The 21,724-nt window shown below is 31.2% G+C and carries 18 protein-coding genes; 16 read left to right on the forward strand and 2 right to left on the reverse strand.

Going from position 1 to position 21,724, the window contains the following annotated elements:
- Positions 1-148: 148 nt before the first annotated feature.
- The 13 genes from CLOBL_RS19545 to CLOBL_RS19605 all read left to right on the forward strand — a co-directional run bounded on the left by CLOBL_RS19545 (position 149) and on the right by CLOBL_RS19605 (position 14,359).
- Positions 149-2,326 (forward strand): Tex family protein, encoded by a 2,178-nt coding sequence (locus CLOBL_RS19545; RefSeq protein ID WP_077860552.1) that lies wholly within the window; start codon positions 149-151, stop codon positions 2,324-2,326.
- A 201-nt stretch (positions 2,327-2,527) separates the two neighbouring features.
- Positions 2,528-2,983, forward strand: a complete 456-nt coding sequence (locus CLOBL_RS19550; RefSeq protein ID WP_009168163.1) for an Lrp/AsnC family transcriptional regulator — start codon at positions 2,528-2,530, stop codon at positions 2,981-2,983.
- A 432-nt stretch (positions 2,984-3,415) separates the two neighbouring features.
- The gene (locus tag CLOBL_RS19555) at positions 3,416-4,258 is read left to right on the forward strand and encodes a D-amino acid aminotransferase (RefSeq protein ID WP_077860553.1); all 843 of its coding nucleotides are present in this window, start codon (positions 3,416-3,418) and stop codon (positions 4,256-4,258) included.
- Positions 4,259-4,269: 11 nt separating this feature from the next.
- Positions 4,270-5,397, forward strand: coding sequence for a DUF4392 domain-containing protein (locus tag CLOBL_RS19560; RefSeq protein ID WP_077860554.1), 1,128 nt, complete (start codon positions 4,270-4,272; stop codon positions 5,395-5,397).
- A complete protein-coding gene (locus CLOBL_RS19565) occupies positions 5,397-6,185 on the forward strand; it encodes a putative hydro-lyase (protein ID WP_077860555.1) in 789 nt (262 codons plus the stop codon). Before CLOBL_RS19560 ends, CLOBL_RS19565 begins: the two co-directional genes overlap by 1 nt.
- A gap of 150 nt (positions 6,186-6,335) precedes the next feature.
- On the forward strand, positions 6,336-7,103 hold the full coding sequence (locus tag CLOBL_RS19570; RefSeq protein WP_077860556.1) for a 5-oxoprolinase subunit PxpA: 768 nt from the start codon (positions 6,336-6,338) through the stop codon (positions 7,101-7,103).
- A gap of 16 nt (positions 7,104-7,119) precedes the next feature.
- Positions 7,120-8,250 carry an alanine racemase gene (alr, locus tag CLOBL_RS19575; protein ID WP_077860557.1) on the forward strand — a complete coding sequence of 377 codons (1,131 nt, stop codon included), beginning with the start codon at positions 7,120-7,122 and terminating at the stop codon, positions 8,248-8,250.
- Between the two features lie 42 nt (positions 8,251-8,292).
- A complete protein-coding gene (gene pxpB / locus CLOBL_RS19580) occupies positions 8,293-9,006 on the forward strand; it encodes a 5-oxoprolinase subunit PxpB (RefSeq protein ID WP_143323897.1) in 714 nt (237 codons plus the stop codon).
- Positions 9,007-10,008 (forward strand): biotin-dependent carboxyltransferase family protein, encoded by a 1,002-nt coding sequence (locus CLOBL_RS19585; protein ID WP_077860559.1) that lies wholly within the window; start codon positions 9,007-9,009, stop codon positions 10,006-10,008. It abuts the gene before it with no gap.
- Between the two features lie 310 nt (positions 10,009-10,318).
- On the forward strand, positions 10,319-11,281 hold the full coding sequence (locus CLOBL_RS19590; protein ID WP_077860560.1) for a Gfo/Idh/MocA family oxidoreductase: 963 nt from the start codon (positions 10,319-10,321) through the stop codon (positions 11,279-11,281).
- A 33-nt stretch (positions 11,282-11,314) separates the two neighbouring features.
- The gene (locus CLOBL_RS19595) at positions 11,315-12,253 is read left to right on the forward strand and encodes a DMT family transporter (protein ID WP_077860561.1); all 939 of its coding nucleotides are present in this window, start codon (positions 11,315-11,317) and stop codon (positions 12,251-12,253) included.
- A 222-nt stretch (positions 12,254-12,475) separates the two neighbouring features.
- Positions 12,476-13,129 (forward strand): hypothetical protein, encoded by a 654-nt coding sequence (locus CLOBL_RS19600; RefSeq protein WP_077860562.1) that lies wholly within the window; start codon positions 12,476-12,478, stop codon positions 13,127-13,129.
- A 261-nt stretch (positions 13,130-13,390) separates the two neighbouring features.
- Positions 13,391-14,359 (forward strand): AraC family transcriptional regulator, encoded by a 969-nt coding sequence (locus CLOBL_RS19605; protein ID WP_077860563.1) that lies wholly within the window; start codon positions 13,391-13,393, stop codon positions 14,357-14,359.
- A gap of 153 nt (positions 14,360-14,512) precedes the next feature.
- Here the strand turns inward: CLOBL_RS19605 and CLOBL_RS19610 are convergent, their stop codons facing one another.
- Positions 14,513-15,412 carry an ROK family protein gene (locus CLOBL_RS19610; protein WP_077860564.1) on the reverse strand — a complete coding sequence of 300 codons (900 nt, stop codon included), beginning with the start codon at positions 15,410-15,412 and terminating at the stop codon, positions 14,513-14,515.
- 187 nt (positions 15,413-15,599) lie between these two features.
- Positions 15,600-16,151, reverse strand: coding sequence for a PadR family transcriptional regulator (locus CLOBL_RS19615; RefSeq protein ID WP_077860565.1), 552 nt, complete (start codon positions 16,149-16,151; stop codon positions 15,600-15,602).
- Positions 16,152-16,353: 202 nt separating this feature from the next.
- Here CLOBL_RS19615 and CLOBL_RS19620 point away from each other — a divergent pair, with 202 nt between their 5' ends.
- The 3 genes from CLOBL_RS19620 to CLOBL_RS19630 all read left to right on the forward strand — a co-directional run bounded on the left by CLOBL_RS19620 (position 16,354) and on the right by CLOBL_RS19630 (position 21,490).
- A complete protein-coding gene (locus tag CLOBL_RS19620) occupies positions 16,354-18,348 on the forward strand; it encodes an FAD-dependent oxidoreductase (RefSeq protein WP_077860566.1) in 1,995 nt (664 codons plus the stop codon).
- A gap of 305 nt (positions 18,349-18,653) precedes the next feature.
- On the forward strand, positions 18,654-20,156 hold the full coding sequence (gene xylB, locus CLOBL_RS19625; RefSeq protein WP_077860567.1) for a xylulokinase: 1,503 nt from the start codon (positions 18,654-18,656) through the stop codon (positions 20,154-20,156).
- Positions 20,157-20,341: 185 nt separating this feature from the next.
- Positions 20,342-21,490 carry an ROK family transcriptional regulator gene (locus CLOBL_RS19630; protein WP_077860568.1) on the forward strand — a complete coding sequence of 383 codons (1,149 nt, stop codon included), beginning with the start codon at positions 20,342-20,344 and terminating at the stop codon, positions 21,488-21,490.
- The last annotated feature ends 234 nt before the right edge of the window (positions 21,491-21,724 follow it).

Here is a 21,724-nt window from a genome sequence, read left to right on the forward strand (position 1 = left end):
CAATAATCATTTATATGGTAAAATATTATTATGTTTGTAATAATTAAGGAAATTTAAGGCATATTAAGAAGATGATGAGCATTTAAGCCTATAATTAGAAAGTATAGGCACATTTTTTTAATGGAGCAAAGAGAAGCAGGAGGAAATTATGAATTCAATCGAAGAGAGAATTGCAAAAGAGTTAGAAATAAAATTAAGTCAAGTTCAAAATGTAATTGGACTTTTAGATGATGGAAATACAGTTCCATTTATTTCAAGATATAGAAAAGAAGCAACAGGAGGTCTTTCAGATGAAGTCTTAAGAAAATTATCTGAAAGATTAACTTATTTAAGAAATTTAGAAGAAAGAAAAGCAGATGTAAAGAGATTAATACAAGAGCAGGAAAAGTTCACTGATGAAATTGGTAAGGCTTTAGATAGTGCAACAACTTTAACAGAAGTTGAAGATATATATAGACCATTCAAACCTAAAAAGAGAACAAAGGCAACAATTGCTGCAGAAAAGGGATTGAAGCCTCTTGCAGAATTGATTCTAGAAGGTAAGTTTAATGGTGATTTAGATGAAGAAGCAGCTAAGTATATAAACGAAGAAAAAGGTGTAGCAAATAGTGATGAAGCTATCCTAGGAGCTTTAGATATAATTGCTGAAAATATATCAGATGAAGCTAAATATAGAAAGTATATAAGAGAATTTGTTATTAGAGAAGGAAATATAGAATCTAAGGGAAGCTCAGAAGAACCAACTCCTTACGAAATGTACTATGAGTATTCAGAGGCAGTAAATAAAATACCACCTCATAGAATATTAGCTATAAATAGGGGAGAAAAAGAAAAAATCCTAAGTGTTAAAATTACTGCTAATGAAGAAAAAATTGTTAAGTATTTAGAGAATCAAGTATTAAAGGGTAATGCAGTTGTGGATGAAAAGTTGAAGCTTGCTATAAAAGATTCCTTAAAGAGACTTATTTATCCTTCAATAGAAAGAGAAATTAGAAGTGAGTTAACTGATATAGGTGAAGAAGGAGCTATTAAGATCTTTAAAGAAAATTTAAAAGCATTATTATTACAGGCTCCAATTAAAGGAAAAGTAGTAATGGGATATGATCCTGGTTTTAGAACAGGATGTAAGATTGCAATATTAGATGCAACAGGAAAGTTCTTAGAAAATACAGCAGTATATCCGACACTTCCTAAAAAGGACATTGAAGGAACAAAGAAAACTTTAAAAGCACTTATTGCTAAACATAATGTTGACGTCATTTCTCTTGGAAATGGAACAGCATCAAGAGAATCAGAAGAAGTTATTGCTGAGATGATAACTGAAATAAAAAATGAAACAGGTAAGGAATTAGCTTATGTTATAGTATCTGAAGCCGGAGCATCAGTTTACTCTGCATCAGAACTTGCAACTAAAGAATATCCTGATTTAGATGTTACAGTAAGAGGGGCAATATCAATAGGAAGAAGACTTCAAGATCCGCTTGCTGAATTAGTTAAGATAGATCCAAAGGCAATCGGAGTAGGGCAATATCAACACGATGTTACACCAAAAAAATTAGAGGAATCTTTAGCAGGAGTAGTAGAAGATTCAGTTAATACTGTTGGAGTTGATTTAAATATAGCAACACCATCACTACTAACACATATTTCAGGAATAAATGCAGCTATTGCTAAAAATATTGTTGATTATAGGGAAGAAGCTGGACACTTTACTTCAAGAAAAGAATTGTTAAAGGTAAAAAGACTAGGACAAAAAGCCTATGAACAATGTGCAGGTTTCTTAAGAGTAGATGATAGTAAGGAACCTTTAGATAATACATCGGTGCATCCAGAGTCTTATGGTATAGCTAAAAAGCTAATAGAAGTTTTAGGCTACAATAAAGAGGATCTTAAGAATAATAAACTAAGCGATATTGACGAAAGAGCAGAAGTTAAAGGCCTAAAGAATTTAAGCGAAACTTTAGAAGTTGGAGAGCTTACTTTAAAGGATATAATCAAAGAATTAAAGAAACCAGGCAGGGACCCAAGAGAAGAAATGCCAAAGCCAATACTTAAGACTGGAATAATTGAAATGAAAGACCTAAAGCCAGGGATGGTACTTGCTGGAACAGTTAGAAATGTATCGGACTTTGGAGCTTTTGTAGATATTGGTGTTCATCAGGATGGTCTTGTTCATAAGAGCCAAATGGCCAATAGATTTGTAAAGCATCCTTTAGATATTGTTAAGGTTGGAGATATAGTAAAGGTTGCTATATTAGAAGTTGATGAAAAGAGAAAGAGAATATCTTTAACAATGAAAGATATTGACGAAGCTGTAGAAGTATAATGAATTATAAAAAATTCAATTAAGTTATAGTTTCATAGAAGTAAAAGCCATGCATATTTAGGAGACAAATTTCCTTGGATGTATGGCTGTTCTTATTATAAAGATAGTTTTAACTATTGTTCTAGTAGAAACTTTATTTATTAATACTTATAATATTATATAAGGCATAATCAAATAAATAATATTTTGGGGGAATAATTTATGGATAAAATGGATTATAAGATATTGAAATGTTTGAAATTAAATGCAAGAACTAAAGCATCAGCAATAAGTAATGAAATACATTTATCTGTTTCGGCAGTTATAGAACGCATAAGGAAAATGGAAAAAAATAAAGTTATTAAAAATTATACTATTATAGTAGATCAGAAAAAGCTTGGAAGTGATGTAACTGCACTTATGGAGATAAGTCTTGAACATCCTAAATTCTATGAAGCCTTTACCACAGCAATTAAGCATAATAATAACATTGTTTCCTGTTATTATTTAACAGGAGATTTTGATTTTATGATAAAAATACTTTGTAAATCATCGGATGATCTTGAAAAAATTCATCGCCAAATAAAAAGTTTAGAAGGAGTATCATCAACAAAAACTCACTTTGTCTTAAAAAATGTAAAAAATGAACTTACCTCAATACCAGATGAGGAAGATTAACAAATTCATAATTATGAAAACTCAAACGAAAAAAATTCATATTTATACTAAAATTTATCAATATATCGAAAGAAATTATTGATATAAAATAAAATACAATAAATTTTATGGTAATTTGATAAAATATTGAAAAATATTTTTGTTCAATATAAAATATGCTTATAGAATTAATTGGAAGCAAACAGAAATATTTTAGACGAAGAAGTCAGTTTTTTTAGTCTAATATATTTCTGTTTTTTTTAGGCACAATCAAAAAATAACAAGTCCATTTGCCAGACTATTTTCCATCATCCTACGGCGGCAAATTGACCTAATAGACCCACTATGAGGGCAACTTACCTTCTTGCCTGATGAAAAATATCCATGGCAACTTTGGACTTGTTATTTATTTTTATGTGCCTCATTTATGAATTTTGAGGAGGACAAATTATTATGGAAAATTTGGGATATTATAATGGTGAATATGGATTATTGGAAGAAATGAAGGTACCAATGCTTGATCGTGTATGCTATTTTGGTGATGGAGTTTATGATGCAACTTACAGCAGAAATCATGTGATATTTGCACTAGATGAGCATATTGATCGTTTTTATAACAGTGCTGGGTTATTAAAAATAAAAATTCCTTATACAAAAGCAGAATTAAAAGAAATTCTAATTGATATGGTAAAGAAAGTTGATTCAGGAGAACAATTTGTATATTGGCAGATCACTAGAGGAACTGGAATGCGTAATCATGCATTTCCAGATACTCCTGCAAACTTGTGGATTATGTTAAAGCCGCTACAAATTAAAGATATGTCAAATAAACTTAAGCTAATTACCTTAGAAGATACTAGATTTTTACACTGCAATATTAAAACTCTAAATTTATTACCAAGCGTAATTGCAGCACAAAAAACTGAGGAAGCAGGCTGCCAGGAAGCTGTATTTCACAGGGGAGACAGAGTAACTGAATGTGCTCACAGTAATGTATCAATTATAAAAGATGGTGTATTTAGAACTGCACCGACTGATAATTTAATTTTACCTGGTATTGCAAGAGCTCATATTATTAAAAAGTGCAAGTTATTTAATATCCCAGTAGATGAAACAGCTTTTACTTTAAAGGATTTGATGGAAGCAGATGAGGTTATCGTTACTAGCTCAGGTCAATTCTGCATGACTGCCTCTGAAATAGATGGAAAGCCAGTAGGAGGGAAGGCACCAGAGCTTGTAAAGAAATTACAAGATGCATTGTTAAATGAATTTTTAGAAGAAACAAAGGCAGAATAGGAGGGGGCTATATGAATCAGGAAGAGTTAACCATCTTTAACATGGGGGAAAACCTAGATAATTTGATGAATCTAGATCCTAGAGGATATGGAGTATGCCGTATTTTATACTCTGCCTCTAGAAAATATACAAATGAACCATTGACAACAAATGCTGCTAAAAAGCTTGTTGAAACACTAAAGGAAGGTGACCTAATTTATATAATGACTGGATTTGTATTACTTCCATCTAAAAAGGCAGAAATGGATGGGATAGTAAGTTCAGTACTTTTGGCAAGAGCTTTAGTAAAGGCTTTTAATGTAAAGCCAGTAATCATATGTCCAAGAGAAAATATGACAGCAGTAAAAAATCTGGCTTATGTAGTTGGTTTGCATTTCTATGATACTATAGAAGAATTAAAGGAGTATCCTATAGCTATGTCTGCGGTGGATTTTACAAAAGATGTGGACAAAGCAGAGAAGCAAGCTGATGAAATAATAGCTAAAGGGCTACCTAGTGCAGTAATCAGTATTGAGTGTCCAGGAGCTAATTCAGCAGGTACTTATCATAATGCTGTAGGATTAGATGTAACTGAAATAGAAGCAAAGCAGGATATATTATTTACAAAGTTGCAGGAAAGAGGAGTTCTTAATATTGCAATTGGAGACCTTGGAAATGAAATTGGTATGGGAACTATTAAGGAGCATTTAGAAGAATATATTCCATATGCGGCCAAGGGAAAATGCAATTGTGAATGCAAGGGCGGTATTGCAGTGGCTACAAAAGCAGATAATATAATAACAGCTACAGTTTCAGACTGGGGATGCTATGGATTAGTTGCAGCAATTGCTTATTTGAAAAAAGATTTAGAAATACTTCACACAAAAGAAATGCAGGAAGAAGCAATGATAACAGCCTCAAGAAGCGGAATGATAGACATGTATGGTTGGTTAATCCCAGCAATAGACGGATTTGGAATATCCATGAATCTTTCAATTATAAATTTAATGAGAGAATGTGTATCTTATGCTATTAAATTAGAAAAGACATGTGCTACCTGGTTTGAGAAAGTGATTGAACTTGGATATTATGAAAAGGCTGTTAAAGAAAAAGATGAGGAAGAGAATTTAATAATGTTAAGTGAAAGGAGAAGTATATAATGGATTATTCAACAATGGAGCCGGCAGAAGCTAGAAAATTAATACGTGAAGGCAGAATTACAGGACCGACTTCTGGGATGTGTGCTGGATATGCACAGGCTAATTTAGTTATTTTGCCTAAAGAACTGGCTTATGATTTTCTGTTATTTACTCAAAGAAATCCAAAGTCCTGCCCAGTACTAGAAGTCAGCGATGTTGGAAGTAAAAACCTTAACTATATTGTTCATGATATAGATATAACTAAAGATATTCCTAAATATAGAGTATATGAAGATGGAATACTTACAGGCGAATATACAAGTATAGATCATTTGTGGAGAGATGACTTTGTGAGTTTTTTAATAGGCTGCAGTTTCTCTTTTGAATCAGAGCTTTTAGAAGCAGGTATTCCTGTAAGGCATATTGAAGAAGAATGTAATGTACCTATGTTTAAAACAAATATAGAATGCGAACCTGCAGGGATATTTAATGGAAAAATGGTTGTAAGTATGAGACCTATACCATATGAACAAGTCGTAAAATCTGTAATGGTTACAGGAGCGATGCCCAAGGTTCATGGAACACCTATTCATATAGGAGATCCATCTGTTATTGGAATAAAGGATGTTATGAGCCCTGATTTTGGGGACAGTGTAGAAATAAGAGAAGGTGAAGTTCCAGTATTCTGGGCTTGTGGTGTTACTCCTCAATCGGTAATTATGAATGTAAAGCCCAAAATAGTTATTACCCATTCTCCAGGGCATATGCTTATAACAGATATAAAAAACATTGATTTGAAATATAAGTAATTTAAAACTTATGGAGGAAATCCTTATAGGATTTAAGAATAATTAAGGGAAAGCCTAAGGTCGCGGCTTTCAATTATATAACTGCTAACTGTAAATTATCCATAGAATACTCTAAAGGGAATAAACTGAATTGATAAAAGGAGGGAGTTTATGTATCAGGTAGATTTAAATTGTGATTTAGGTGAGAGCTTTGGAAATTATAAACTCGGCTTAGATGAGGAAGTAATCTCTTATATCTCCTCTGCCAATATAGCTTGTGGATTTCATGCATCAGACCCTTTAGTCATGAGTCATACAGTTGAGCTAGCAAAAAAAGCTGGAGTCAGTATTGGTGCTCATCCTGGATTTCCAGATTTAGTTGGTTTCGGAAGAAGAAATATGAATGTATCCTTAAAAGAAGCTAAGGCTATGGTGCAATATCAAATCGGTGCGTTAGATGCTTTTTGTAAGGCTCATGAAACTGAAATATGTCATATAAAACCACATGGAGCTTTATATAATATGGCAGGAAAAGATATAGCACTTGCAGAGGCTATTTGTGAGGGAATATATGAGGTGAATCCTAAATTAATTCTGCTTGCCTTATCTGGAAGTAAAATGATAGATGCAGCGAAGAGTGTTGGATTAAAAGTAGCTTTGGAGGCTTTTGCTGATCGTGCTTATGAAGAAGATGGTTCTCTAGTTGCAAGGACTAAAGAAGGAGCTATGATTACAGATGAAGAAATAGCTATTAAGAGGGTTATTAAGATGATAAAAGAAAATAAAGTTGAGGCAATTACAGGAAAAGAAATTCCAATAAAAGTTGATTCTATATGCGTACATGGAGATGGAATCAAGGCTTTGGAATTTGTTAAGAGAATTAAAGCTAAGCTTGAAGAGGAAAATATAAAGATTGCCTCATTAAATAAAATAGTTTAATGAAGAAGGATTTTTTATGGGAGAATATCTTAGAACTTATGCAAAAATAGATTTAGATGCAATAGAGCATAATATATTGGAAGTAAAAAAGAGAATAGAAAAAGGAGTCAAGGTTCTGGCTGTAATAAAGGCAGATGGTTATGGTCATGGAGCGACGGTTTTGGGAGAGTTTCTTAAAAATCAAGTAGATTATTATGGTGTAGCCACTATAGAAGAGGCAATAGAATTACGAGATAATGGAATAGAATTACCTATTCTTATACTTGGCTATACATCTCCAAGCCAGTATATTGAATTAGTTAAAAATGATATTACTCAAACTATATATAGTTTAGAGATGGCTAAAGAAATATCAAATGCTGCAAAGCTCTGCAAAAAGGCTGCTAAAATCCATATTGCATTAGATACAGGGATGACAAGAATAGGTCTTGAGCCAAATGAAGCAGGAATTATAGAGCTTCAGAAGATTTTCTCTCTTTCTAATGTAGTGGTTGAAGGCTTGTTTACACACTTTTCCTGTGCAGATGAAACTGATAAAGCTTATAGTAAATTGCAGATGGAGAGATATGATAATTTCATTAACTTACTAGATGAAAGAAGTATAAACATTCCAATTAAGCATATCTGCAATAGTGCAGGAATTATGGAGTTTAATCATCATAGATTTGATATGGTGAGATCTGGAATAATTACTTATGGGCTATATCCATCTGAGGAAGTCAATAAAAGCGCAATTAAGCTAAAACCGGCTTTAGAATGGAAAGCTCATGTGGTAAACATAAAAACAGTAGATGAAGGATGTGGCGTAAGTTATGGAAAAACTTATATTACAAAAAGAAAAACAAAGATAGCAACTATTTCAGTAGGCTATGCAGACGGATACCCAAGAGCGCTTTCATCGAAAGGAAGAGTATTAATAAGTGGAGAGTATGCACCTATAATAGGCAGAGTCTGTATGGATCAAATGATGGTTGATGTTACACATATAGATAATGTGGAAATTGAAGATGAAGTTATATTGGTAGGTAAAGATAAGGATAAGAGTATTTCTGTAGAGGAATTAGCTTATCTTGCAGGAAGTTTCAACTATGAATTTGTTTGTGGGATATGTAAGCGGGTCAAGAGAATATATGAGAATTTTAAATGAGTAGAAGCAGAAGAGGCAGTTATTTGAAGGGAAGATATAAGGGTGAGAGAAGATGAATTTAAAATTGAAATTGTTCAAATAAGTGAAACAGCAGCTTTAGTTGAATTTGGAAAAGCTATTAATGAAGAGACAAACAAAAAAGTAAGAACATTTTGCAATTATCTTGATGATCATCCTTTTAAAGGATTTGTAGAATATGTCCCTGCATTTACAAGCATTTCTGTAATTTACAATCCACTAGAGTTAAATTGTGAATCTCCTTATGAAGAAGTAAAAGAACTTTTGGAAGAAATGTTATGTCATGTAGATTTCTCAAAGGTTTATGAGGAGAATATTGTTAATATCCCAGTGTGCTATGGCGGGGAATTTGGGCCTGATATTGAGTACGTAGCAGAAATAAATAACCTTACTATAGAAGAGGTAATCAAAATCCATTCAGAAGGAAAATATTTAGTTTATATGATTGGGTTTGCACCAGGCTTTCCTTATTTAGGAGGAATGTCAGAGCAAATATCGGCTCCAAGACGTGAATCTCCAAGAATAGCAATACCAGAAGGGTCAGTTGGTATTGCTGGAATGCAGACAGGGGTATATCCAATAGAAACGCCTGGAGGCTGGCAGCTTATAGGCAGAACTCCTATAAAAATGTTTAAATTGGATAGACAGCCACAAAGTATTTTAAAGGCAGGCGACATAGCTAAATTTTATCCCATATCTTATGATGAATATATGAAGCTTAAGGAGGAGGAATATTAGTTGAGTATATCAGTTTTAAGTCCAGGACTTCTTTCAACAATTCAGGATCTAGGGAGAAGTGGATACCAGAAATATGGTGTTATAGTCAGCGGAGCAATGGATACTTATTCTGCTAGATTTGCAAATATAAGCGTTGGAAATGAGGAAAATGAAGGCGTTTTGGAAATTACGTTGGTTGGTCCTTTATTAAAACTTGAAAAAGAAACTTTATTTTCTATAACTGGAGGAGAGTTCCAAGTAACAATTAACGGAAAAAGAATTCAAAGAGGAAGACCAATTTATTTAAAAGAAGATAGCATATTAAAGTTTAGTTCTTGTAAGACAGGCTGCAGAGGTTATTTGGCCATTGCAGGCGGCTTTGATGTACAAAAGGTTATGGAAAGCAAAAGCACATATTTAAGAGCAGGTTTTGGAGGGTATGAAGGAAGAGCTTTAAAAAAAGGAGATATCATTAATATTGGACATAAGAGTTCAAAGTCTTGTAAAATAATAAATAATCTTAAGAAAATAAAAAATGAGGATGAGTTTATAGCTTCAAACTGGTATATTAAAGATTTTATGAAATCAAATCATGAGGATACAGTAATTAGGGTTTTTGAAGACAGACAATTCTTAAATGTTTCAGAAGAGAGTATAAATAAGTTTTTTAGTTCAAAATTTAATGTGGATACTAAATCTGATAGAATGGGGTATCGTCTGTCTGGTCCTAAAGTTGAATTAAAAGAAAAGTTAGAGATGATATCGGAAGAAGTATCAGTAGGCACTATTCAAATTCCACCAGATGGAAATCCTATTATTCTTTTAGCTGATAGACAGACAGCAGGAGGTTATCCTAAGATAGCTCATGTAGCAGCTGTGGATATTGGCAAGATAGTTCAGCTAAAACCTAATGATAAAATTTCGTTTCAAAAAATTACCCTAAAGGAAGCAGAAAAATTATATTTAAAGAGAGAAAGATATATTTCTGAATTAAAAAAGTCCATAGAAATAATAACTATATAGAGAAAATTATAAATTACGATAGTTTGTGATTTTCTTTATATAGTTTTTTATTACATATAAAACTTTGGAATCTTCCAGTGGTTTAATTCTGATTAAATTTAAGCTAAAGACGAATAAAGTGATAATGAATAATATACAATTGGTACTATTTATTGGTATCATGTGAGCAATGAATGATGAAGATCACAGTTTCTCATTTTTAACTGTAAACTGATTAAGGCTTGTTATATATCCGTATTACAATATAATATAAGTAGAATAAAAAAGATGTAACCAAGTTATGGATAATGAAAAATTAAAGGAGGAAGTTATGGTTAAGTGGGGAATTATAGGTCTTGGAAATATAGCTGCACGTTTTGCAAAAAGCTTATCTTACTCAGATGAAGGTAGGTTATATGCTATTGCATCTAGAACAAAAGAAAAACGTGATACATTCTATGAAAAATATAAGTGTGAAAAAATTTATGAAGATTACGATGAATTATTAAATGATGAAGAGCTGGATGCGGTCTACATTGCACTTCCTCATGGTTTGCACAAGTATTGGTCAATAAAAGCTCTAAGGCATAAGAAAGCTGTACTATGTGAAAAGCCTGTAGGATTAAATTCAAAAGAAATGGAAGAAATAAAGGAAGAGGCCATATTAAATAATACATTTTTTATGGAAGCAATGAAGACTAGATTCATACCGTTAATTCAGGACATTAAGAAGATAATAGAAAGTGGGGAAATTGGTGAAATTGCAGCTGTTGAAGCTAATTTCTGCAATCATGTTACTAATATAAAAGAAGGATCTTATTTGCTGGATAAAAATCAAGGCGGAGCATTGTTAGATGTTGGAATCTATCCATTATCCTTTGTTATGGATATGACTGATTCTGAAGTTGAGAATGTCACTTCTAGTATGAAGCTTAATGAGGCAGGAGTAGATTCTTATTTTAAAGCTGTATTAACATTTAGAAATGGAACAATAGGAACTATAGAAGGAGCGATGGACAGAGATAAGGAAAGAACTGCTATAATTAAAGGAACAAAAGGTTACATAGAAGTTCCCATGTATAATAGGCCTGATAAAGCCAAGGTTTATTTAAATGAAAGTGAGTCTTATACAATTGAAAAAGAATTAGAATTTGATGATATGTATGCAGAAATTAAAGAAGTTCATAATTGCTTAAAGGCGGATAGAATACAAAGTGATTATTTATCTTTAGACGAATCAATTCGTGTTATGAAGATTATAGATGAGATAAAAGAAGCAGCAATATTAAAATAGTTTTGAACAAAAATCAGGGAGAAAAATTGAAATATGGATAATACTAAATTTTATACTAATAGAAGGAATATTGTATTTTTCGCAGCATTATGCTGCCTTTTGTGGGGAAGTGCTTACCCGGCTATAAAGATCGGATATTCATTATTTAATGTAGTAGATGTAGGAGGAAAATTAGTTTTTGCAGGGTATAGATTTACTCTTGCAGGACTATTTATATTATTATTTGAGCTTGTTAAAAATAGAAGAGGAATAAAATTTACTAAAAGTCAATTTGGACAGATAACATTACTCGGATTAACGCAAACTACTCTTCAGTACATATTTTTTTATGTTGGAATGTCATATACTACAGGGGTAAGAGGCTCTATAATAAATGGAACAGGAACATTTGTAAGCATAATCTTAGCACATTTCCTTTATAAAAATGATAAGCTTAATTTTAACAAAATAGCAGGATGCTTAATAGGTTTTTTGGGTGTAATAATAGTTAATTTGAATGGAGAATCACTAGGTGGAAATATTACGTTTCAAGGAGAAGGCTTTATATTGCTTGCAGCAATAATTTTTGCTGTTTCAGCCATATATGGTAAGAAAATAACTCAAGCACAGGAACCGTCAATAGTTACTGGATTTCAATTGTTTATAGGAGGAATTGTCCTTATAATCTTAGGATTTGCCTTAGGTGGAAGTTTAGAAGGATTTACAATAAAATCCACATCACTTTTAATATATATGGCATTATTGTCTTCAGTAGCATTTACTTTATGGACTCAACTATTAAAATATAATAAAGTTGGAATAATATCGGTATTTAATTTTTTAATACCTGTTTTTGGAACATTATTGTCAGCTATATTTTTAGGAGAAAATATATTTGATGTTAAGATATTAGCAGCTCTAATATTAGTTTGCTATGGAATATTCTTGGTTTATAGAGTAAAAAAAGAAAAGCAGTCAGAAGTTATTGTGTAAAAATTAAAAAGGGAAAACTTTTTTAAAAAATTTCATCAACAGGAAATACAGTGATATAAAAAGACATGTATACGCTTTATATTAACGCTTTATAAGTAAAAGCAAATTGAGTTTTTCACTAGATTGAGGTAAACTGACTAATAATTGAAGAAATAATCTGTAGCTGTTTTTTATGCGGAGAATTATATGGTGAAAAATAAACTACAGGAGAAAAGGGGAATTATGAAAAAATTATTTAGTCTTGTACTTAAATTACTAGTTGGCTTTTTTTTGTGCGCAAGTGGAACTGTATTGGCCCTTAATTCAAATTTAGGACTAAGTCCTTGGGATGTATTCCATCAAGGATTGACCAATGTAACAAGTATAACTATGGGACAAGCAAGCATCATAGTTGGAGTGGTTATAGTAGTAATTGCTAGTTTGCTTGGAGTAAAGGTAGGGCTTGGAACTATAGCAAATATGATAATAATAGGATGCTTCATAGATCTTATAATGTATATGAAAATAATCCCGGTTTGTAATAATTTATTTTCAGGAATATTAATGATGATAGCTAGTTTGTTTGCATCAGCAATAGGCAGTTATCTCTATATAGGATGTGAAATGGGCTGCGGGCCTAGAGATGGACTTATGATTGCATTAGTAAAACGTACAGGAAAGCCAATAAGTATAATAAGATTTTGCATAGAAATGAGTGCTTTAATCATAGGATGGATCCTAGGGGGATTTGTTGGAATTGGAACATTAGTAACTGCATTTGGAATAGGATATTGTGTTCAACTTATTTATAAGATATCTAAATCTGATGTAAAGTTATTAAAGCATAGAACTATAAAAGAAGGATTTGAATTTTTGAGTGAGTGTATAAATAATTAGTAGCAAGGCATAATTAAAAATATTTAGGCAAATGGACTTATTATTTATTTGATTGTGTCTTATTTAAGTTTATTAATATGGAGAGGATATAGCATGAGGAGATATAAGTACATGGCTATATTCTTTTTATTTGGTTTAAATATATGAGGTTAATAAAGTAGGTATTAATTTAGGTGATTATAAGGGATAATTAACTTTTGTATATAGAAGTTGTATAATATAAATATTATTTATTTACAATAATATGAGGAGGCGTAGCTTATGCTGAAGGAAATTCATGATAAACTCATAGAACTTACAGATGAAGAATTAAAGATTATAAGTGGAGAGAATTCAGTGAATAAGAGTATTTATACGGATGAAGGAAAATTTATCATTGATAGTAATAAGTTATTGCCAAGTGGGGAGTTAATAAATATTAGAAAACATACACGATTTATTAATTTTCCAAGTCACAAGCATAATTACATTGAATTTAATTATATTTATCAAGGAAAATTAACTCAAGTAATTGATAATAAAGAAATAACGTTGCAAAAGGGAGAATTGATTTTTTTAAATCAATATATAACTCATGAAATTAAGGCATCAAAGAAAGAAGATATAATAATTAATTTTATAATTAGGCCAGAATTTTTTGACTACATAATAACGCTTTTAGGTAATGAGAATATTATAAGTAAATTTCTATTGACTACATTATATACAAATTATGATGAAGGAGAATATCTATATTTTAAAGTTTCAGAAAGAAAAGATATACAGGATTTATTAGAAAGAATAATAATAGAAATATATACTTCCTCAATAATGAAAAAAGCAACAATAAAGCTCTTAGTTGGACTATTATTAGTAGAGTTAATAAAGAATTCACAGGATATAGAAGCATATTCTGTGGATAATTATGAGAAGCTGTTAATAATTCAAAGCCTTAAATACATCGATGAATTTTATGGCAAAGGAACTCTTTTAGAGTTAGCGGAAAATCTAAAGCAGCCGGATTATAAACTTAGTAAATTAATAAAAAAGCATACTAAAATGACATTTAAGGAATTACTACAGGAAAGAAAGTTAAGCAAGGCTATTGAATTAATTAAATCAACCAATTATTCTATTGCTCAAATAATGGATTTGGTGGGATATGAAAATCCAACATACTTTTATAAAATATTTAAAAGTAAATTTGGGATGACACCTAGGGATTATAAGTTAAAAACAAATGAGCAATAGATTTTTAATAAAATATTTGGCTAAAAGCCATACTTAACTTTAATGAATATAAATAAAAATGAGACTCCTAAGAAAATAACTGAATTTTAAGGAAAATAATTTAAGTATTTTAATAGTTATAACATTAAGAGTCCTTTTTTATTTTTATGTGCCTTAACTATTTGAATTGTGAATCAAAAAATTATATAAAGCGCCTATAAGATTAGAATCATTTCTGAATTTACATCTAACAACGTGTGGCTTAGGAATATGAAGCTTAAAGTGTTCATGATATTTATCTACATTCTTTTTTATATAATCGATTAAAATATCCTGACTACTTATTCCACCACCAATTGCAAATGCTTCTGGATCTAAAATGCATTGGAGATTAAATATTTGAACTGCTAATTTATAGGTGAAATCGTCTAATACTTTAATCATATCTTTATCTCCAGCATTTGCATATTCAAATATCTTATATCCATCCAATTCTTGTTCAGGTATATTTTTTATTTTCGAAGCAGAATTTATTAATCCTTTAGATCCATTTATTGCTGCCCAGTAACTTTCGTCATTTTCTGGGTCATAAATATTAGCGGTTATAAAACTAAATTCGCCTGCAAAAAAATTTTTACCTTTATAGATTTTTTTATCTTTTATAATTCCGCCACCTATACCAGTTCCAAGTACTATAACAACGCCATCATTAAAGTCTTTCAAGCTACCCTTCCAAGCTTCCGCTAATGCTGCACATTTTCCATCATTTTCTACTGTTATTTTAGTAGGACATCTTTCTTCTAGTATTTTAACAATCTCTTTTTCATTATTATATTTTAAAAATCCGCCAGTATAAGCATAACCCCTTTCACTATCTAAAATTCCAGGCATACTTATTGGCATCCCAACTATTTCGCTTTTGTACTCATCATATATTTTGCCAATTACATCTATGAAACTTTCAATGTTGTCAACAGGTGTTGGCTTCTTTCCCTTTTCAATAAAATTTAAATCTTCGGTCATAAGTGCATATTTAATAGCACTACCGCCAATATCCAAAACTAAATATTTCATTTTTGCACCCCTTGATTATATAATGGTTAAGTTAGTTTGCATGAAAAGATATTGTTTATATGATTATAATAGCTCACTTGGAAAATACTTTCAATAATTGTATTTGTTTAATAATTTTAATTAGAATATACAAAGGAAGCATCAGTTTTAGTTATTATAGAAAAAAAGTAAGAACAACATAATGTTCCTACTTTTTTTGAGTTATTTTTTGTATACAATCATTAAGCCAATCTATATAACTTTTCTCTCTCATAATAGCACCATTCAAAATAATATAATCTCCAAAATTTGGAGAAGAGGCTTTGGAAACATCCTTGTTTTTTAGAAGTTCTTCCATAGAACTTTCTAGATATTCTAATCTTTCAGAATGTTTATTCAGTGCACTTTCAAACTGCTTTAATAGAGTAGCATTATCCATTTCATCGCAGAAATAAGCCTTAAGCCTAAATATATCTTTAGGAGTTGCCTCTAAAGGTTCATCCTTTACAAGCCATTTTTGCAGACTTTTTTTCCCTTTTTCAGTTATCGTATATAGTTTTTTTTCTAATTTTTCACCCTGTATAACTGTCTCGTATGATATAAGCTCCTCATCTGTCAGTTTTTTTAGTTCAGGATAGATTTGACTATGCTTGGCATACCAAAATTCTACTAAGCCTTCATTAAAGGCTTTGGTTATATCGTATCCTGTTAAAGGATTTCTATTAACAAGCCCTAAAATTGCATATTTTAAAGTTCTCATATATCTTTAGCACCTCGCTAGTTTTATAAGGTTATTTTATCATGATTAGATATAAATTGAAATATGTTATGAAAAAACAAACATGTAAATATTGACATGATTGTTTTCTGAATATTATAATAATATTGGTGGCAACATTACATTAGCAGGTATATGTTTGTTAAATGGTTAACGATTAAGTATTTATATTAGGAGGATGTGTATGAATAAGTACAAAAAGCTATTTGAACCAGTTATGATTGGTAAATGTGAAATAAAAAACCGTTTTGCATTGGCCCCAATGGGACCACTTGGGTTAGCTGATAGTGAAGGCGGTTTTAATCAAAGAGGAATTGATTATTATACTGAAAGAGCAAAAGGTGGTACTGGCTTAATTATTACAGGGGTTACTTTTGTAGATAATGAAGTTGAGGAACATGGTATGCCAAATGTTCCATGTCCAACACACAACCCAGTACAATTTGTTAGAACAGGAAGAGAAATGACAGAAAGAATACATGCATATAATGCAAAGGTATTTTTACAAATGTCAGGTGGTTTTGGTAGAGTTACTATACCAACTAATCTTGGAGAATTTCCTCCAGTTGCACCATCACCAATTCAACATAGATGGCTTGATAAGACTTGCCGTGAACTTAAAGTTGAAGAAATTAAGGCTATAGTTAAAAAGTTTGGAGATGGAGCTTATAATGCAAAAAGAGCTGGTTTTGACGGAGTTCAAATTCATGCCGTTCATGAAGGATATCTTATAGACCAATTTGCTATTTCATTATTTAATCATAGAACTGATGAATATGGCGGAAGCTTAGAAAACAGACTTCGTTTTGCACGTGAAATAATTGAAGAAATTAAAAATAGATGTGGAGAAGATTTCCCAGTAACTCTTAGATATTCTCCAAAGAGTTTTATAAAAGATTTAAGAGATGGAGCGCTTCCAGGTGAAGAATTTACTGAAAAAGGAAGAGATTTAGAAGAAGGAATTGAAGCAGCAAAGCTACTTGTATCATATGGATATGATTCATTAGATACAGATGTTGGGTCTTATGATTCATGGTGGTGGAGTCACCCTCCAATGTATCAAGAAAAAGGACTATACAGACCATATGCTAAGTTGATGAAAGAAACTGTTGATGTACCTATTATATGTGCAGGAAGAATGGATGATCCAGATATGGCTCTTGAAGCTGTTGAGAATGGTACATGTGACATTATAAGTCTTGGAAGACCACTACTTGCAGACCCAGACTATGTAAATAAGTTAAGAAGCAATAGAGATAAGTCTATTAGACCATGTATCTCATGTCAAGAAGGCTGTATGGGACGTGTTCAACATTATTCATTGCTTAACTGTGCAGTAAATCCTCAAGCATGTAGGGAAAAAGATAATGCGTTAACACCAGTGATTAAGAAGAAAAAAGTTTTAATAGTTGGTGGTGGCGTTGCAGGCTGTGAAGCAGCAAGAGTTTTAGCACTTAGAGGTCATGAACCAGTTCTTTATGAAAAGAATGATAAGTTAGGTGGAAATCTTATTCCAGGTGGAGCACCAGACTTTAAAGAAGATGATATTGCTTTAGCTGCTTGGTATGCTCATACATTAGAAGAATTAAAGGTTGAGGTACATTTAAATAGTGAAGTAACAAAGGAGCAAGTATTAAAGTCTAATGCTGATGCTGTAATAATGGCTACTGGATCTACTCCAAAAGTATTCTCACTTGGAGATGATGATAAAGTATTTACAGCAGCAGAAGTACTACTTGGAAAGAAGAAGCCTGGAAATAATACTGTTGTAGTTGGAGGCGGATTAGTTGGCTGTGAATTAGCACTTGATCTTGCTAAAAAAGGTAAAAAGGTTACAATAGTAGAAGCATTGCATAAAATTCTTGCTTTAAATGGACCTTTATGTTCTGCAAACAGTGAAATGCTTGAAAAATTAGTACCGTTTAATGGTATTGAGGTTAAGGTAGATTCAAAGGTTAAAGCATATAAAGATGGAGCTCTAGAAATAGAGACAAAAGATGGAATAGAAAAGATTAAATGTGATTCAGTGATTCTTTCTGTAGGATATAAAGAAGAAAATTCTTTATACAAAGAATTAGAATTTGAAATTCCAGAAATTTATCTTTTAGGAGATGCACGTAAGGTTTCCAATATCATGTATGGTATCTGGGATGCATATGAGGTTGCAAATCATATATAATAAACTTAGTACATTATATATGACTTAATAAGTTCTATTATAAAAAAGTGTCGTATAGATTAATCTATATGGCACTTTTTATCTTGTTAAGTTAATCTTGATAATGGGGTATGAGCAAGGAAGATTGATGCTTAAAAATAATGTAATCAACTAAATGAAAAAGTTTACTAAAATATATTGACTAGTGTTAAAAAACAAGATACAATTAACTTATTAAAATACATTTAAAAAGTTATTTAAAATCATAGGTAGAATGTTTTGTTTTTAAATAAAATAAGATATTAGTATAGGAATGGAGGTTTAATATGAGATATTTACTAGGCTTGGATATTGGAACATCAGGAACTAAAACAGCTTTGTTTAATGAAGAAGGGAAAACTATAAAAACTGCGACACACGGATATGATTTATTTCAACCACAAGTAGGGTGGGCTGAACAAAATCCTGAAGATTGGTGGCAGGCGTGTGTCAAAGGAATAAGGGATGTTATTGAAAAAAGTGGTGTACAAGCTTCCGAAATTAAAGGCATTGGATTAAGCGGACAGATGCATGGTCTTGTTCTAATGGATAAAGATTGTAAAGTGATTAGAAATTCTATAATCTGGTGTGACCAAAGAACAGAAAAAGAGTGCGAATACATGACAGAGATTATAGGAAAAGAGAGATTAATTAAAATAACAGGTAATCCGGCTTTAACTGGTTTTACTCTTTCAAAGCTTCTATGGGTCAGAAATAATGAGCCAGATAATTATGAAAAAATATATAAAATACTTCTTCCAAAGGATTATATAAGATTTAAGTTAACAAATGTTTTCGCAACGGAAGTTTCAGATGCTAGCGGTATGCAAATGCTTGATATAAACACTAGAGACTGGAGCACAGAATTACTTAATGATTTAAATATTGATAAGAATATATTAGCAGATGTTTATGAATCAGTTGTTGTCAGCGGCCATGTTACTAAAGAGGCAGCAGAACTTACAAACTTAGCAATAGATACACCTGTTGTTGGTGGGGCTGGAGATCAAGCAGCTGGAGCAATAGGAAATGGAATAGTAAGTGAAGGAATAATATCAACAACGATAGGTACTTCAGGAGTAGTATTTGCAGCAACTGATACACCTAGGTTTGATGAAAAGGGAAGAGTTCATACCCTTTGCCATGCAGTACCTAATAAATGGCACGTAATGGGAGTTACTCAAGGGGCAGGTCTTTCATTAAATTGGTTTAAAAGAACATTTTGTGCAAAAGAGGTTGAAGAAAGCGAGAAATCAGGAATTGATATATATGATATATTAACTGAAAGAGCAGCACGATCTAAACCAGGATCTAATGGAATCGTTTATTTACCTTATCTTATGGGAGAAAGAACACCTCATATAGATCCTAATGTTAAAGGAGCTTTTTTGGGAGTATCACTTATAAATAATCATGATGATTTTACACGTAGTATATTAGAAGGAGTTAGCTTTAGCTTAAAGAATTGCCTTGATATTATTGAGAATATGAATGTAGATATTAAGGAGATAAGAGTAAGCGGAGGCGGCGCAGAAAGTAGTATATGGAGACAAATATTAGCTGATATTTTTGGTTATTCATTAACTACAGTAAAAGCATCAGAAGGTGGAGCACTTGGTGTAGCAATTCTTGCAGGAGTTGGAGCTGGAATATATGATTCAGTTGAAGATGCTTGTAATAAAATTGTAAAGGGAAATGAAAAAGTAGAACCAAATCCAGAATTAAAAGAGTTGTATTCTAAGGTATATGAAACATATAATTCAGCTTATCCTAAAATTAAAGATATATAAGAAGGGATTATGTTAGGCATCTAATTTATAGTGTAATAGTATGTAGTTTACTAAATATTGATTTTAGACTAAAAAACTTGTGATATCTATAGCTAGTTATCAATACTTTAATAAGAATAAGAATAATGTTATTATTTAAGAAAGCTACTATTATTCATAGATAGATGAGAGGAGCATTACAAAATTTGATAGAGGTAAATCATAGTAAAATAAAAGAAAGTAATAGAAAAAAAATAATAGCATTATTATTAGAAAAAAATGAAATTGCTAAATTGGATATTTCAAGAATATTGGATATAAGTATAACTACAGTCTCTACTAACATTAATGAACTAAAAAATGAAGGAATTGTAGAGGATGTGAGATCTTTAGAATCTACAGGAGGGAGAAAAGCAATTGCAATTAAATTAAATGAAAATTGTAGATATTCAATTGGAGTTGCATTAACCCCAAGTCATATTAAAATAACCTTAGTTAATTTAAAGAAAAAAATTATTGAAAATCTAAGAATAAGACATAAGAATAACGGAATAGAAAATATGATATCAATAATTAAGAAAAATATAGATTTGATTATGAAAAAATATGATTTGAATTCTGAAAATCTGCTTGGGGTTGGATTTTCACTACCTGGAACTGTAGATTTTAATGAAGGAATAATAAAATATTCATATCTTCTTGAAGCCAAAGATTTTAACTTGAAGGAAAAGTTTGAATATCTAAATGTGCCTGTATATGTAGACAATGAGGCTAATCTGTCAGCGTATTATGAATTTTTAAACAGGAAAGGCATGCTGGAAAATTTACTTTATGTGTCAATAACAGACGGATTAGGCCTTGGAATAATTATAAATAGAAAGATATATAGGGGAGAAAATAATTCTTCAGGAGAGTTTGGTCACATAAAGGTATCTATAGACGGAAAGAAATGCAAGTGTGGAGCTAAAGGATGTTTAGAAGCATATACATCAATGAATGCATTGATAGATAGTTACAATGAAATATCTTTAGAGGATATTTCAGATATAGATGAATTTGAAGAATTATATATGAAAGATGATTTAGCAACTAAAGAGGTATTAGATAAATATTTAAAAATATTAGGAATTGGAATATCAAATTTAATCATGTTATTGGATCCTAATAGCATAATTATAGGTGGAGATATTAACAATTTACTGACAGATAAGATAGATATTCTGAAAAAAGTAGTATATAAGGATAATTTGTTCACAGATGAAAATAGTTGTAGCATTAGTGTGGCAAGCTTTAAGGAATCATATTTGATGGGAGCAGCAATGCTGCCTATTGAAGAATTTTTAGAAATTAAATAATAGAGTGGTAGAAGCTGCTCTATTGATTTCAAAACTTATTAAATAAATTTTAAAAATATATTTTTAAAGTTTGAGTAATAAGCTTATAACAGGGAAACCTTAAATTTCTGATTGGAACTCCGGATTTAAGGTGAACCTTTTATATATGAAAGATTAACTGGTACTTTTTAACTAAATGCAAAGAGGAGATGTTAGAGAAATGAGATTTTTTTTAGACACAGCAAATGTAGAACA

Source organism: Clostridium sp. BL-8, from assembly GCF_002006495.1.
In the GTDB taxonomy this organism is placed as follows: Bacteria; Bacillota; Clostridia; order Clostridiales; family Clostridiaceae; genus Clostridium.